The organism is Streptomyces sp. NPDC001700 (assembly GCF_053596435.1).
The window spans coordinates 83,167-97,801 of record NZ_JBSFGE010000012.1 but is presented as its reverse complement, the minus strand read 5'-3'; the positions used below and the strand labels follow the sequence as shown (position 1 = coordinate 97,801).

General features: G+C 71.5%; 15 protein-coding genes. 11 read left to right on the top strand and 4 right to left on the bottom strand.

All coding sequences use genetic code 11. The features are described 5' to 3' along the window. Window positions 1-75 precede the first annotated feature (75 nt). The gene (gene argH, locus ACWC5C_RS22940; protein ID WP_450877999.1) at window positions 76-1,506 is read left to right on the top strand and encodes an argininosuccinate lyase; all 1,431 of its coding nucleotides are present in this window, start codon (window positions 76-78) and stop codon (window positions 1,504-1,506) included. Continuing rightward, complete coding sequence (locus tag ACWC5C_RS22935) at window positions 1,506-2,462, top strand: aldo/keto reductase (RefSeq protein ID WP_450877997.1); 957 nt, start codon at window positions 1,506-1,508, stop codon at window positions 2,460-2,462. Before argH ends, ACWC5C_RS22935 begins: the two co-directional genes overlap by 1 nt. A gap of 286 nt (window positions 2,463-2,748) precedes the next feature. Here the strand turns inward: ACWC5C_RS22935 and ACWC5C_RS22930 are convergent, their stop codons facing one another. Both ACWC5C_RS22930 and ACWC5C_RS22925 read right to left on the bottom strand, forming a co-directional pair. Beyond that, entirely contained in the window at window positions 2,749-3,573 is an 825-nt protein-coding gene (locus ACWC5C_RS22930) for an alpha/beta fold hydrolase (RefSeq protein ID WP_450878275.1), read from the bottom strand. Between the two features lie 160 nt (window positions 3,574-3,733). Then, complete coding sequence (locus tag ACWC5C_RS22925; protein WP_450877995.1) at window positions 3,734-4,408, bottom strand: lysophospholipid acyltransferase family protein; 675 nt, start codon at window positions 4,406-4,408, stop codon at window positions 3,734-3,736. Window positions 4,409-4,669: 261 nt separating this feature from the next. Between ACWC5C_RS22925 and ACWC5C_RS22920 the strand changes: the two genes are divergently transcribed. The 3 genes from ACWC5C_RS22920 to ACWC5C_RS22910 all read left to right on the top strand — a co-directional run bounded on the left by ACWC5C_RS22920 (window position 4,670) and on the right by ACWC5C_RS22910 (window position 7,085). After that, the gene (locus ACWC5C_RS22920; RefSeq protein WP_450877993.1) at window positions 4,670-5,827 is read left to right on the top strand and encodes a glycerophosphodiester phosphodiesterase; all 1,158 of its coding nucleotides are present in this window, start codon (window positions 4,670-4,672) and stop codon (window positions 5,825-5,827) included. 111 nt (window positions 5,828-5,938) lie between these two features. Then, entirely contained in the window at window positions 5,939-6,460 is a 522-nt protein-coding gene (locus ACWC5C_RS22915) for a sigma-70 RNA polymerase sigma factor region 4 domain-containing protein (protein WP_385447124.1), read from the top strand. A 118-nt stretch (window positions 6,461-6,578) separates the two neighbouring features. Then, the gene (locus ACWC5C_RS22910; RefSeq protein ID WP_385447126.1) at window positions 6,579-7,085 is read left to right on the top strand and encodes a GNAT family N-acetyltransferase; all 507 of its coding nucleotides are present in this window, start codon (window positions 6,579-6,581) and stop codon (window positions 7,083-7,085) included. Between the two features lie 522 nt (window positions 7,086-7,607). On the opposite strand, the gene ACWC5C_RS22905 is transcribed toward ACWC5C_RS22910, so the two are convergent. Both ACWC5C_RS22905 and ACWC5C_RS22900 read right to left on the bottom strand, forming a co-directional pair. Then, on the bottom strand, window positions 7,608-8,045 hold the full coding sequence (locus tag ACWC5C_RS22905) for a hypothetical protein (protein ID WP_450877990.1): 438 nt from the start codon (window positions 8,043-8,045) through the stop codon (window positions 7,608-7,610). After that, the gene (locus tag ACWC5C_RS22900) at window positions 8,038-8,406 is read right to left on the bottom strand and encodes a hypothetical protein (RefSeq protein WP_385447129.1); all 369 of its coding nucleotides are present in this window, start codon (window positions 8,404-8,406) and stop codon (window positions 8,038-8,040) included. Before ACWC5C_RS22900 ends, ACWC5C_RS22905 begins: the two co-directional genes overlap by 8 nt. A 121-nt stretch (window positions 8,407-8,527) precedes the next feature. On the opposite strand from ACWC5C_RS22900, the gene ACWC5C_RS22895 reads away from it, so the two are divergent. From ACWC5C_RS22895 to cbiE, 6 genes are all read left to right on the top strand, one after another. Next, complete coding sequence (locus ACWC5C_RS22895; protein WP_450877988.1) at window positions 8,528-9,172, top strand: HAD-IA family hydrolase; 645 nt, start codon at window positions 8,528-8,530, stop codon at window positions 9,170-9,172. Between the two features lie 390 nt (window positions 9,173-9,562). Continuing rightward, window positions 9,563-10,606: a methionine ABC transporter ATP-binding protein gene (locus ACWC5C_RS22890; RefSeq protein ID WP_450877986.1), complete on the top strand. Its 1,044-nt coding sequence runs from the start codon at window positions 9,563-9,565 to the stop codon at window positions 10,604-10,606. After that, window positions 10,603-11,397, top strand: coding sequence for a methionine ABC transporter permease (locus ACWC5C_RS22885; RefSeq protein ID WP_450877984.1), 795 nt, complete (start codon window positions 10,603-10,605; stop codon window positions 11,395-11,397). The genes ACWC5C_RS22890 and ACWC5C_RS22885 overlap by 4 nt, the downstream gene beginning before the upstream one ends. A 29-nt stretch (window positions 11,398-11,426) precedes the next feature. Next, entirely contained in the window at window positions 11,427-12,254 is an 828-nt protein-coding gene (locus ACWC5C_RS22880; protein ID WP_450877982.1) for a MetQ/NlpA family ABC transporter substrate-binding protein, read from the top strand. Window positions 12,255-12,424: 170 nt separating this feature from the next. Next, complete coding sequence (locus ACWC5C_RS22875; protein WP_450877980.1) at window positions 12,425-13,081, top strand: GNAT family N-acetyltransferase; 657 nt, start codon at window positions 12,425-12,427, stop codon at window positions 13,079-13,081. A 150-nt stretch (window positions 13,082-13,231) separates the two neighbouring features. After that, window positions 13,232-14,485: a precorrin-6y C5,15-methyltransferase (decarboxylating) subunit CbiE gene (cbiE, locus tag ACWC5C_RS22870; protein ID WP_450877978.1), complete on the top strand. Its 1,254-nt coding sequence runs from the start codon at window positions 13,232-13,234 to the stop codon at window positions 14,483-14,485. Window positions 14,486-14,635: the final 150 nt, after the last annotated feature.

Here is a 14,635-nt window from a genome sequence, read left to right as displayed (position 1 = left end):
CATACGGTGGGGAGGCGGTCGTACACCCACAGCCTTCACCCACAGCTTTCACCCGCAGCCTTGAGGAGCAACAGCGTGAGCAACGGCAACAGCGGCGACGTCCGGCTCTGGGGCGGCCGCTTCGCCGACGGGCCCGCCGAGGCACTGGAGAAGCTCAGCGCCTCCGTGCACTTCGACTGGCGCCTGGCGCCGTACGACATCGCCGGTTCCCGTGCCCACGCCCGGGTGCTCCACGCGGCCGATCTGCTGACCGCCGACGAGCTGGAGCGGATGCTCGCCGGGCTCGACCGGCTGGAGGCCGACGTCGCCTCCGGCGACTTCACCGGCACCATCGCCGACGAGGACGTGCACACCGCGCTGGAGCGCGGGCTGCTGGAGCGGCTCGGCCCCGACCTCGGCGGCAAGCTGCGGGCCGGGCGGTCCCGGAACGACCAGATCGCCACCCTCTTCCGGATGTACCTGCGCGACCACGCCCGGATCCTCGGCGGTCTGATCGCCGACCTCCAGGAGGCCCTGGTCGGGCTCGCCGAGGCGCACCCGGACGTCGCGATGCCCGGCCGCACCCACCTCCAGCACGCACAGCCGGTGCTCTTCGCCCACCACGTCCTCGCCCACGTCCAGGCGATGTCGCGGAACGCGGAGCGGCTGCGGCAGTGGGACGAGCGGACGGCCGTCTCGCCGTACGGGTCGGGCGCGCTGGCCGGGTCCTCGCTGGGCCTCGACCCGCAGGCCGTCGCCGCCGACCTGGGCTTCGAGCACGGCTCGGTCGCCAACTCGCTCGATGGGACGGCGGCGCGCGACTTCGCCGCCGAGTTCGGCTTCATCACCGCGATGATCGGCATCGATCTGTCGCGGATCGCGGAGGAGATCATCATCTGGAACACGAAGGAGTTCTCCTTCGTGACCCTCCACGACGCCTTCTCCACCGGCTCGTCGATCATGCCGCAGAAGAAGAACCCGGACATCGCGGAGCTGGCGCGCGGCAAGTCGGGCCGTCTCATCGGCAACCTGACCGGGCTGCTCGCCACGCTCAAGGCCCTGCCGCTCGCGTACAACCGCGACCTGCAGGAGGACAAGGAGCCGGTCTTCGACTCCTGCGACCAGCTGGAGGTCCTGCTTCCGGCCTTCACCGGGATGATGGCGACGCTGACGGTCAACCGGGAGCGGATGGAGGAGCTGGCCCCGGCCGGGTTCTCGCTGGCGACCGACATCGCGGAGTGGCTGGTCCGGCAGGGCGTGCCGTTCCGGGTGGCGCACGAGGTCGCGGGCGCGTGCGTGAAGGAGTGCGAGCTGACGGGGATCGAGCTGGATCAGCTCACCGATGAGCAGTTCGCGAAGATCTCTCCGCATCTGACGCCCGAGGTGCGGGGTGTGCTGAACGTGCCGGGCGCGCTGGCCTCGCGCAGCGGGCGCGGCGGTACGGCGCCCTCTGCTGTGGCCGCTCAGCTGGCCGAGGTCAAGACGGACCTCGCGGCGCAGCGGGCGTGGGCGGACGCGAAGCGCTGATGTCCGCCGCCTCTCTCGCAGACGCTGCCGCCGCCACGCCGGTGTCCCGGATCGGGCTCGGCCTGGCGGCGGTCGGCCGCCCCGGCTACATCAACCTGGGCCGGGACCGGGACCTTCCGGCGGACCGCACGGTCGAGGCCATGCGGCTCCGCTCGCACGAGCTGCTGGACGCCGCGTACGCGGCGGGGGTGCGCTACCTGGACGCGGCGCGTTCGTATGGGCTGGCCGAGGAGTTCCTGGCCGACTGGCTGCGCGCCAGGCCCGATGCGGCACGCGAGGTCGCGATCGGCAGTAAGTGGGGCTACACGTACGTGGCCGATTGGCGTATGGACGCCGACGCGCACGAGGTCAAGGACCACTCTGTCGCCACGTACGACCGCCAGCGGGCGGAAACCCGTGCCCTCCTCGGAGACCACCTGAACCTCTACCAGATCCACTCCGTCACCCCCGAGTCCCCTGCCCTCACCGACCCCGCCCTCCACGCCCGACTGGCGTCGCTGGCGGCGGAGGGCGTGACGGTCGGCATCTCCACCAGCGGTCCAGCGCAGGCTGACGCGATTCGCGCGGCGCTGGAGGTGGAGGCGGATGGCCGTCCGCTGTTCCGTACGGTGCAGAGCACGTACAACGTGCTGGAGCCGTCGGCGGGGGCGGCGCTGGAGGAGGCGCATGCGGCGGGGCGGACGGTGATCGTCAAGGAGGCGATGGCGAATGGCCGCCTGGCGGATAGTGCGGCGCTGAGGCAGGCCGCCTCGCAGACGGGCACGACCCCGGACGCGATCGCCCTAGCAGCGGTCCTACAACACCCCTGGGTGACGGTGGCCCTGTCGGGCGCGGCGACGCTGCCCCAGCTGACGTCGAACCTGTCCGCGACAGGCGTCCCCCTCCCACCCCTCCCAGACCTGGCGGAACCCCCAGAAACCTACTGGCGAACGCGCGCGTCTCTCCCCTGGTCCTGAGCAGTCCCACTCCGCCCCGGGCCCCGGCCTGCGGCCGGGGTGTGCTGCCCCCTGGTGCTTCGTCGCCGAGTGCGGGCCGGTGGTCGGGTTGTGCCCACCCGTTCCTCCCCCAGCTACCGCTGGGAGGTGCCCCCCGGCGGAACGATTGCCCACAACCGTGTGCGCCACCACCCAGCCCCTCCGGCGTTTGAGGGGCGGGGGTGCAGGGGGCGGAGCCCCCGCCGGGGGCCGGGGGCTTGCCCCCGGTTCGGGAAGGGGCGGGGTGGGGATAGGGCCGCCGCAGGCGTTACGCGTTGTCCGCCGCCAGCGAATCCAGGAAGCGCCCCACCGCCCACGCGTACTCCTTCGGCGCGTCATCGTGAATCCAATGCCCACACCCCGCGAACTCCCGCAACGTCGTACGCGGCCGCCGCCGAGCCATCTCCCGCGCATGCCCCTGCGGCAGCAGCGAAGAGTGCTCGCCGTGCATCAGCAGCGCAGGGCACGCCGACCCCAGCCACTCCGCCCAGAAATCGCCCCGCATGGCCTCCTGCGAGGCCATCATGTGCGCGGGTTCGAACAGCAGGCGCCACCCACCCGTCGCCCGATCCCGCTCCGCGCTGTCGAGGAAGTACGACGCGTCGTGGATGCCACGGGACTCGATCTGGGCGCGCAGCCCCTCCCGGTCGGCGGCCCAGGTCGGCCAGCCGGAGACGTCGAGCACCGGGTGGGCGACCACCGGACGGTCCGTCACCGCGCCGATGTCCTCGACGACGAGGGCGCTCACCAGCTCCGGATGCCGCGCGGCGAGCGCGTACGCGGCGACGGCGCCCGTCGAGTGGGCGACGACCGGCACCGGACCCGGGTGGCGCAGCTCGTCCAGCAGGGCGGCGGCGTCGGCGACGTACTCGTCCAGGGTGAAGGGCCCGCCGCCCCCGGTCAGCCCGTGCCCCCGCTGGTCGAGCGCTATCACCCGGTACGCGGGGGCCAGGGCGGCGGCCAGCGGCGCGTACATCCGGCCGCGGCCGAAGTGCCCGTGCAGGGCGAGGACCGGGGTGCCCGGTCCGCCGAAGTCGGTGAGGGCGAACCGACGACCGCGGAGGGACACGAAGTCGGGGGAGGGCACGGTCATTGTCGTCACCCGCGGCACGGTAGTGGCCGTCCCGGGCGCGAGACCAGTGCATCGGGGCGCCCTACCGACGGTGACAGGCCAATGACCGGAACAACGCGAAGAAGGGCAGAAACTGACACTTCGATGTCAGCTTCCGCCCACCTCAAACGCCCCGCCCGCTTCAGGCCGCCGCCTTCGCCTTCGTCGCGTAGATGTCCACGTACTCCTGCCCGGACAGCCGCATGACCTCGCTCATGACCTCGTCGGTCACCGCTCGCAGCACGTACCGGTCGCGGTCCATGCCCTCGTAGCGGGTGAACTCCAGCGGTTCACCGAACCGCACCACCACCCGCCCGGGCCGCGGCAGCCCCTTGCCGCCCGGCTGGAGCCGGTCGGTGCCGATCATCGCGAACGGCACCACCGGCGCGCCGGTCATCAGGGTGAGCCGGGCGATACCGGTGCGGCCACGGTAGAGGCGGCCGTCGGGGGAGCGGGTGCCCTCGGGGTAGATGCCGAAGACCCGGCCCTCCTCCAGCACCCGGCGCCCGGTCATCAGCGCGGCGACGCCGCCGTGCCCGCCGTCCCGGTCGACCGGGATCATGCCGACGCCGGTGAAGAACCAGGCCATCAGACGGCCCTTGAGGCCCTTGCCGGTCACGTACTCGTCCTTGCCGATGAAGAAGACCTGACGGTCACAGACGAGCGGCAGGACGAACGAGTCGATGAATGTGAGGTGGTTCCCGGCGAGGATCACCGGACCGGAGCCGGGAATGCGCTCCACGCCCTCGACCCGTGGACGGAACATCAGGCGCATCAGCGGACCGAGTACTGCCTTCAGGAACACGAAACGGGACAACGGGCCCTCCGGTCGGGGTCAAGGTCGGGGGCGTTCCGCCGTACGGTCCGTCAACCCGGTACCGCACAGAAACGCCGATGAGGACGATACTCGCCGGTCATGTCACCCCGCACACCGGGTTCACCCACCTGATACGCAGTGTTGACACCCGTTTCCCACGCGTTTCGCCGCAGGTCTCCCGTAGGAAAGGCCTACCCACCTACCATCAGCCCGTTCTCTGACAGGAATTGACGGTGCTGGACACCAGAGCGAGGAGTGCTCATGGAGCGCGAACAGCGCGAGCAAAAGCCCGGGCGGCGCGCCCTGCTGGGGGCCGCGGCCCTCGGCGCGGGAGCGGTGGCCCTGGGTGGCGCGGGCACGGCCGCCGCCGCGGAGGCGGGTGCCGGGGGGAAGCCCGGGCCGGTGCGCGGGCTGCCGGTGCCGACGGTGATCGGCCACCGTGGCGCCTCGGGCTACCGCCCCGAGCACACGCTCGGCTCGTACCAGCTCGCGCTGGACATGGGCGCGGACATCGTGGAGCAGGACCTCGTCCCCACCAAGGACGGGCATCTGGTGTGCCGTCACGAGAACGACATCACGGCCACCACCGACGTCTCCGCCCACCCGGAGTTCGCCGACCGCAAGACCACCAAGACGGTCGACGGCACCAAGCTGACCGGCTGGTTCACCGAAGACTTCACGCTCGCCGAGCTGAAGACGCTGCGCGCCAAGGAGCGCATCCCCGGCACCCGCCAGCGCAACACGCTCTACGACGGCCGCTGGGAGGTGCCCACCTTCGAAGAGGTGCTCCAGTGGGCCGAGCGCGAGGGCCGCAAGCGGGGCCGCAAGGTCTGGCTGTACGTCGAGACCAAGCACCCCACGTACTTCCGGGGGCTCGGCCTCGGGCTGGAGGAGCGGGTCGCCAAGCTGCTCCGCAAGTACGGACGCCACAAGAAGGACGCGGCGCTCTTCCTCCAGTCCTTCGAGCCGAGCAGCATCCAGCGGCTGCGCAAGCTGGTCGACACGCCGTCGGTCGTGCTGCTGTCGACCATGACCAGCCGCCCGTGGGACTTCGTCGAGGCGAACGACCCGCGCACGGTCGCGGACCTCGTCAAGCCCGAGGGCCTGAAGTGGATCGCGAGCTACGCCCAGGGCATCGGCCCCGACCTGTCGGTGATCATCCCGCGCACGCCCGACGGCAAGCTCGGCACGCCGACGAATGTGGTCAAGGACGCGCACGCGGCCGGGCTCATCCTGCACCCGTACACCATGCGCAACGAGAACACGTTCCTGCCGGTGGACTTCCGGCGCGGTAGCGACGTGAACGCGTACGGGGACGCCTTCGGCGTCTTCAAGGCGTACTTCGAGACCGGCATCGACGGGATCTTCTCCGACAACCCGGACACCGCGCTGCTCGCGGCGGCGGACTTCCGCAAGTAGGAGTGGAGCGGCGGGCCGGGGAACGTCAATCCACGGCCCGCCGCCTCCCCGGACGGGTGACAGACCCGCGCCCCGGCAACCAGGTGCCGAGCGCGCCACGTCCCGCCCGGCATGGACCTTGTGGAGCAACTGCGTCCGCTGCTCGCCGCCGAGGCGGCGGCCGAGGCGTACGGCGCGGGGGTCGAGCCCGCCGAGCTGGAGCAGGCCGTCTGGCTGCGGCTGCTGGAGCGCACCCGGGACAGCGGCCCGCCGCCCCAGCCCGCACGCTGGCTGCGCCGCGCGGTCCGCGCCGAGGTGCGCGGGGCCCGGCGGCGGGCACGCCGTGAGGTCCCGTACGACCCGGTCGGCGACGGCCCGCCCAGCGGCCCCGAACCCCGCCCCGCCGAGGACGCCGCGCTGACCGCCGTAAAGGGGCGCGCGCTGCGCGATGCGGTGCGCCGGTTACCGGGGCGCTGTCCGAGGGTGCTCGGGGTGATGCTGTCCCGGCCTGACCTGACATATCGCCAGATCGCAGGTGAGTTGGGTATCTCACAGGGCAGTCTGGGCCCGGTACGTTCCCGATGTCTGGGTTGCCTGCGCAGAATGCTCACGGCGGAGGTTGCGGCTCCTGAACCGTGGGGAAAGGAGCGTTAGACAATCGGCGCCCGGGAGGCGGCCACAACCAGGTGGCGCCTCCTCACCAGGCAATGAACCCCGGTCGCACCTACCCTCAGGCGGCCGGCGGACCGAGAAAAAGGGGAGGCATGCGCACATGGGCATGAGCGTGACCATCTCCGCGGCGACCGCGGACGACGCCGAGCAGATCCTCAAGCTGCAGTACCTGTGCTATCAGGGCGAGGCCGAGCTGTACGGCGACTACTCCATCGAGCCGCTGACGCAGACGCTCGACGACCTGCGCGCCGAACTGGGCAAGGGCTGTGTGCTGGTCGCCCGGCTCGGCGAGGAGGTCGTCGGCTCGGTCCGGGCCGCCGCCGTGGACGACACGGGCACGGCGGCCATCGGCAAGCTCATCGTCCACCCGCGGATGCAGCGCCACGGGCTCGGCGGCCGCCTGCTCGCGGCGATCGAGGCCCAGCTGGCCGAGGAGCGGGCCGCCAAGCGCTACCGCCTGGCCACCGGGCACCGCAGTGACGGCAACCTCCGGCTGTACCGCAAGTACGGCTACGCGCAGGTCGGCACGCAGGAGGTCAACCGCCGTCTGAGCCTGGTCACCCTGGAGAAGGACGCCACCGCCACGGCTTTCGCCGCCAGCGCGTAACGCCTGCGGCGAGCGCGGCACATCGGACGGGCTGGGCCCCCAACGGGCCCAGCCCGTCCGCCGTCCGTCGGGCCATCCCCCACCCCGCCCCTTCCCGAAACCGGGGGCGACGCCCCCGGCCCCCCGGCAGCTCCGCTGCACCCTCGCGCCCCGCGGCGGGGGCGGGGCCGCTCTGCTGCGGCTGGGTTTCGCTGCCGGGTGCGCCCCGGTGGCCGGGTTGTGCCCACCCGTTCCTCCCCCAGCTACCGCTGGGAGGTGCCCCCTCCGCGGAACGATTGCCCACAACCATCCCAGCCCTCGGGCCTTCCCCCAGGTCCCCGCGCCGGGGTTGTGCACTCCCGGCTCCTCCGGTGCTTGGGCTCCGGGTTTGGGGCGGTGATGCCCCACCTCTAGCCCCTCCGGCGTTTGAGGAGCACCTCTAGCCCCTCCGGCGATTGAGGAGCGGGGGTGCAGGGGGCGGAGCCCCCGCCATGGGGGCCGGGGGCTTGCCCCCGGTTTCGGGAAGGGGCGGGGTGGGGAAAGCTACGCGGCTCGGCGCGCGCGGCGGAGCCAGATCAGGCCCGTCACCGGGAGGAAGATCGGGATGAACAGGTAGCCCATGCCGTAGTCCGACCACACCGTCTGGTCGGGAAAGGCGGACGGGTCGGCCAGGGTCCAGGTGCCTACCGTGAGCACACCCAGCAGCTCCGCCCCACAGCACACCATCGCCGCCTTCCGCGCCCCCTCCCCACCCCGCACCAGCGAGACCGTGATGAAGGCGTACACCACGGCGGAGACCGCCGAGAGGACGTAGGCCAGCGGCGCCTCGTCGAACTGGGCGATCAGCTGGTAGATCGAGCGCGACGCCGCGGCCACCGTGAACACCCCGTAGAGCATCACCAGCAGGCGGCCGGGCCCCTGCCCGAGCCCGCCGCGTGACGAGGTTTCCGTCGTCTCAGCAGTTTCGGCCGACTCAGCCACCCACGCCTCCCCAGATGTCGTACAGCCGTACCTCCAGCACCGCCAGCACCACCGCCGCCGCCGCGACCGTCGCCGAGCCCCAGCGGGTCCGCTCCGCCAGCGACATGAACGCCGCGACGGGCACGGCGCACGCCGAGCCGACCAGATACGCGATGAAGATCGCCACGCCCTGATCAGGATCCGCGCCCTGTGCGAGCCGCACGATCCCGATGATCAGCTGGACGATCGCCAGCAGGGACACCACGGCCATGCCGATGAAGTGCCAGTCCTTGGTGGGCTGGTCACGGTAGGCGGCGAAGCCGCACCACGCGGCGAGCGCGAGGGCGGTCGCGCCCAGCACGGCGGTCAGCGCGTCGATCAACGGAACCTCCGCCAGCGAAACCGCCGCGCGGTGCGGTCCCGCACACAGGGGGTGACAAGCATGGGACGACTGTAATCGGCCCGAATGACCGCGTTGCGATCGGCCCCGTACGCTGCGCCCCATGAAGATCACCGCTGACGCGCTGCTGTTCGACAACGACGGAACCCTCGTCTCCTCCATGGAGTCCGTGGTCCGCTGCTGGACCCGCTGGGCCGAGGAGTACGGGGTGACGGAGGAGTTCGCCCGGGTCGAGCTGCACGGCCGCCCGGCGGCCGACATCATCGGCGACCTGCTCCCCGCCGACCGCGTCGCGGAGGCCCGCCGCCGCATCGACGAGCTGGAGGTCGAGGACGTCCCGGGCGGGGTGCGGCTGCTGCCCGGCACCCTCGACCTGCTGTCCGGGTTGCCGCAGGACCGCTGGGCCGTGGTGACCTCCGCGGGCCGCGCGCTCGCCGAGGCCCGCCTCGCCGAGGCCGGGATACGCCCGGGGCTGCTGATCACCGCGGACGACATCACCCGTGGCAAGCCGGACCCCGAGCCCTTCCTGCTGGCCGCCGGGAAGCTGGGCGCGGACCCGGCACGCTGCGTGGTCTTCGAGGACGCCCCGGCCGGGCTCGCCGCCGCCCGCGCCGCCGGGATGCGGACGGTGGCGTTGACCACAACGACCAGCCGGGACGAGCTGGACGCCGACGTCGTGGTGCCGGACCTGTCGGCCGTGTCGGCGCGGGCCGTCGACGGGGGAGTGGAGATCGTCGCGGGGGAGTGACGGAAACACCCGTTGTCCACGGGCTGGTCATCTAAGTCCACAATACGGACATGCTTGATCGGCCCGTCAGGGTCTCTGGTTTACTGGCGGCCATGACCACGACGAGCTGCCGCACCCCTGCGACCGAGGCGACGATGACGCCCGGTGCTCGTTGTCGGTGTCGAATGTGTGACCGCTGAGGGCCCCTGCCCGAGCCTCCCGCCCCGAAGGGAGACCGGCTACGCCTTAACGTCCACGCGCCCGCGCGCGGACGTAGGCCTGCCCCGCGTCACCGGATCCCGAGCCCGCGCCCACACCGCGCACGCCCTCGGCCCGCCCACGCCGCTTCCGTAAGGAATGAACCGTGCCCGGCGGCACAACCGCCCTGCACTCAACAGTGACGGAAACCCTGTGATCACCACCACGGACCTGACAAAGGTCTACCGCTCACGAGGCCGCGAGGTTACCGCCCTCGACGGCGTCGATCTGCATGTCCGCGAGGGTGAGGTGTACGGCGTCGTCGGTCAGAGCGGCGCCGGTAAGTCCACCCTCATCCGCTGCGTCAACCTCCTGGAGCGCCCCTCGTCCGGCACGGTCACCGTGGCCGGTCAGGACCTCACGGCGCTCGCCGGACGGGGACAGCGCGCGGGGTCCGCGCTGCGCCAGGCGCGCAGCCGGATCGGCATGGTCTTCCAGCACTTCAACCTGCTCTCCTCACGCACCGTGCGCGACAACGTCGAGCTGCCGCTGGAGATCCTCGGCGTCTCCGGCAAGGAGCGCACCCGCAAGGCCCTGGAGCTGCTGGACCTCGTCGGCCTCGCCGACAAGGCCAAGGCGTACCCCGCGCAGCTCTCCGGCGGCCAGAAGCAGCGCGTCGGCATCGCCCGCGCGCTCGCGGGCGACCCGAAGGTGCTGCTGTCCGACGAGGCGACCTCCGCGCTCGACCCCGAGACCACCCGCTCGATCCTCCAGCTGCTGCGCGACCTCAACCGGCAGCTGGGCCTCACCGTGCTGCTGATCACGCATGAGATGGACGTCGTCAAGACGATCTGCGACTCGGCCGCACTGATGAGCGACGGGCGGATTGTGGAGTCCGGCACGGTCACAGAGCTGCTCGCCACCCCCGGCTCCCAGCTGGCCCAGGAGCTGTTCCCGGTCGGCGGGGTGCCCTCGGCCGAGGACCGCACGGTCGTGGACGTGACGTTCCAGGGCGAGGCCGCGGCCAAGCCGGTGATCTCGCAGCTCTCCCGTACGTACAACATCGACATCTCGATCCTCGGCGCCGCGATGGACACCGTCGGCGGAGCCCAGGTCGGCCGGATGCGCATCGAACTGCCCGGCCCGTTCGACGAGAACGTCGTACCGATCGGCTTCCTGCGGGAGCAGGGCCTCCAGGTCGACGTGGCCGATGTGGACGCGACGCAGACCGCCGTGCTCAAGGAGGGCGCCAAGTGACCTGGTCCGAGATGCAGCCCCTGTTGGAGCAGGCGTGTCTGGAGACGCTCTGGATGGTCGGCTGGTCGGCGGCCATCGCGATCGTCGGCGGCCTGCCGCTCGGCGTGCTGCTGGTGCTCACCGACCGGGGCGGCGTGCTGCCGAACGTGGTCGTGAACAAGGTCGTCGGGCAGGTCGTCAACATCGCCCGCTCGATGCCGTTCATCATCCTCATGGTCGCGCTGATCTCCTTCACCCGGATGATCGTGGGCACCACCATCGGCCCCGCCGCCGCGATCGTGCCGCTCGCGATCGGCGCCATCCCCTTCTACGCCCGGCTCGTGGAGACCTCGGTGCGCGAGGTCGACGGCGGGCTGGTGGAGGCCGTGCAGTCGATGGGCGGCTCCACCTGGACCGTCGTACGCAAGGTCCTGCTGCCCGAGTCGCTGCCGTCGCTGATCTCCAGCGCGACCACGACGATCGTCGCGCTCATCGGCTACTCGGCGATGGCCGGGACGGTCGGCGCGGGCGGCCTCGGCGACCTCGCCGTCCGCTACGGCTACCAGCGGTTCGAGACCCAGCTGATGTGGGTCACCGTGGCCATCCTCGCGGTGGTGATCTCCCTCATCCAGTTCGCCGGTGACGCCGCGGCCCGCGTTCTCTCGCACCGCAACCCCGCCTCGGCCGCGCCCCGGCTGGTGCTGCCGCGCCCCCGTACGGGCAAGAGCGCCGAGGCCCAGCCCGCGGAGACGACCGACGCGACCGGGTCCGCCGAGCCGAACGAGCCCGCCGGGCTCACCAAGACTCCCTGACACTTCCGTCCCCCCGAAAGGCACTTTTCGTGCGTAGCAGCATCAAGACCACCGCCGCCCTGCTCGCCGCCGCCGCGCTCACCGCCGGTGCGGCCGCCTGCTCCCCGCCGAGCAAGGGCGGCACCGACAAGAACGGCCCGCTGATCGTCGGCGCCAACCCCGTCCCGCACGCCGAGATACTCAACTACGTCAAGGACAACCTGGCGAAGAAGGAGGGTCTCAAGCTGGAGGTCAAGGAGTTCACCGACTACAACTCCCTGAACCCCGCCACCCAGGACGGCTCGGTCGACGCCAACTACTTCCAGAACAAGCCGTTCCTCGACGACTACAAGAAGAAGCGCGGCGGCGACATCGTGCCCGTGGTCACCGTGCACCTGGAGCCGCTCGGCCTCTTCTCGCACAAGGCGAAGAAGGCCGACGACCTCAAGAAGGGCGACACCGTCGCCGTCCCCAACGACGCGGTGAACGAGGCCCGGGCGCTCCAGCTGCTGGACACCCACGGCATCATCAAGCTCAAGAAGGGCGCCGGCACCGAGGCCACCCCCAAGGACATCGCGGAGAACCCCAAGGACCTGAAGTTCAAGGAGCTGGAGGCGCCGCAGCTGCCGAGGTCCCTGGACGACGTGGACGCGGCCGTCATCAACGGCAATTACGCCATCCAGGCCAAGCTCAACCCCGCCAAGGAGGCGCTGATCCTGGAGTCCCCGGACAACAGCCCCTACGGCAACTTCCTCGCCGTGAAGAAGGGCAACGAGGACGACCCGCGGATCAAGAAGCTGGCCAAGCTCCTCACCTCCCCGCAGGTGAAGAAGTTCATCAAGGACAAGTACGACGGATCCGTGCTCGCGTCGTTCTAGACTCGCGTTGTTCTAGAAGCGTACGACCGAACACGCAAGGCTCCGCATCCGGGCGACAATCGGATGCGGAGCCTTCCGTTTCCGCACCCCGTGCTGCGTTTAGCAGGAGCGATGCTGCATGCTGGGCTCTTCGCCACGACCTTGAAACGACCCCGGTTACGGAGCGGCGCATGACATCCACTTTCCCGGACATCTCCATCAGCACGGAACGGCTGGTGCTGCGCCCGTTCGAGGAAGCGGACCTGCCCGCGCTCACGGACATGATGAACGACGAACTCGTCATCACCTGGAGCCGGGCCCCTCATCCGTACACCCACCGCGACGCACGCGACCAGGCGTTCCGGCTCGCCCCCGCCGAACGCACCACCGGGCGCGGAATCGTCTTCGCGGTCGCCGAATTCCTCACCCAGCGGCTCGTCGGAATCGTGCATCTGCGCAACACCGACTGGAAGGTCCTGGGCACCGAGATCAGCTATATCACCGCCCCCTGGGCGCGCGGCGAGGGCTATGCGGCGGAGTCGGTGCTGGCCGTCGCCCGCTGGCTGTTCCAGGACCAGAAGTTCGAGCGGCTGGAGCTGCGGACCGCCGCCGGGAACACCGCCGGGCAGCAGGTCGCGCAGAAGGTCGGCTGCATCAGCGAAGGCGTGCTCCGCAACGCGTACATAGCGCGCACCCAGATGGAGGACGGCGGCTGGACCGATCTGCGCACCGACCTCATCGTCTGGAGCCTGCTGCCGGAGGACCTGGAGGGCGCGCCCGAGCAACGGGACGAGTCCGAGGTCATCAGCGTCTTCCCCACGTACTCCGAGTACACCGACTGGCGCTGAACCCCGGCGCGCCGCGCCTCCGGTGCGCCCCCGGCGCACCACCTCCGCCCCTGCCCCCGGTCCGGTGGCCCGGACCCGGCGGGGTAACCTCTCCGGGCTGAGCACCCCCCGGCGCGACTGACCTGCGACACATTTGGGAGACAGACGACGATGGCCGACCGCGTCACGGTGATCGGTTGGGACGGCTCCCCGCTCATGGACGTGGCCCGATCCGCCCTCGGCGCCGCCACCCTCGTGGCCGGTGCCGCCCACCACCTGGCGCTGCCCGAAGTCCCGCCCGGCGCCGAGCGCATCCGGCTCGGCAGCGTGGACCTCGCCGCCCGCCGCATCGCCCAGCACCGTGGCTCGGCCGTGGTGCTGGCCGACGGCGACCCCGGCTTCTTCGGCGTCGTACGCGCCCTGCGCGCCCCCGAGCACGGCCTGGAGGTCGAGGTCGTGCCCGCCGTCTCCTCCGTCGCCGCCGCGTTCGCCCGCGCCGGGATGCCCTGGGACGACGCCCAGGTCGTCGTCGCCCACAGCCGCGACCTGCGGCGCGCCGTCAACGTCTGCCGCGCCCACACCAAGGTCGCCGTCCTCACCTCGCCCGGCGCCGGTCCCGCCGAACTCGCCCTGCTCCTCGGCCCGGTGCACCGCACCTTCGTCATCTGCGAGGCCCTGGGCACTGAACGCGAGCAGGTCACCGTGCTGACCTCCGACAAGGCCGCCGACCACACCTGGCGCGACCCCAACGTCGTCATCGTCATCGGCGGCTCCGGCGCCGCCGGCGTCCGCACCGGCACCCCCACAGGACCCGCCCGTGGCGCCCTGCAGAGCGGCGGCTGGATCGCCGGGCGCGACCCCGGCTACCCCGGCTCCGTACGCGGCTGGGCGCTGCCCGCCCCCGCGTACGCGACCGTCCTCGGCGAGCACGAGTCCCAGCAGCTGCGCGCCTTCCAGCTCGCCCGCATCGGCCCCCGCGTCGGCGACCTGGTCTGGGACATCGGCGCGGGCAGCGGCGCCGCCGCCGTCGAGACCGCCGGGTTCGGCGCCGCCGTCATCGCCGTGGACCGCGACCCGGAGGCCTGCGAGCGCGTCGACACCCTCGCCCGCCGCTTCGGCGTCCAGCTCCAGGTCGTCCAGGGCACCGCCCCCGAGGTCCTCGAAGACCTGCCCGAGCCGGACGTCGTCCGCGTCGGGGGAGGGGGCGCACCCGTCGTCGCCGCGTGCGCCGCGCGCCGACCCGAGCGCATCGTCACCCACGCCGTCACCCGCGACGAGGCGGAGGCCATCGGCGCCGCCCTGGAGGACGGCGGCTACGGGGTCGAGTGCCTCCTGCTGCAATCGGTCGAGTTGGACACCCGGGTGTGGGCCGAGCGCGAACGCGCGGTCGCCTTTCTCCTCTGCGGACACCGCCCGCACCAGTGATTTTGTCCCTGTGACGTTCGCCCCGAGCTTCGCCCCAGTGACCTTCTGGAAGCGTCGCGCGGGGTAGGCTGGCGGATCGTTGTACTGCCTGTGCCGCTGCCCGGTGTTCGGCGCTTTATCGGCCAAAGGCCGGAATGCGCCCCTTTCTTA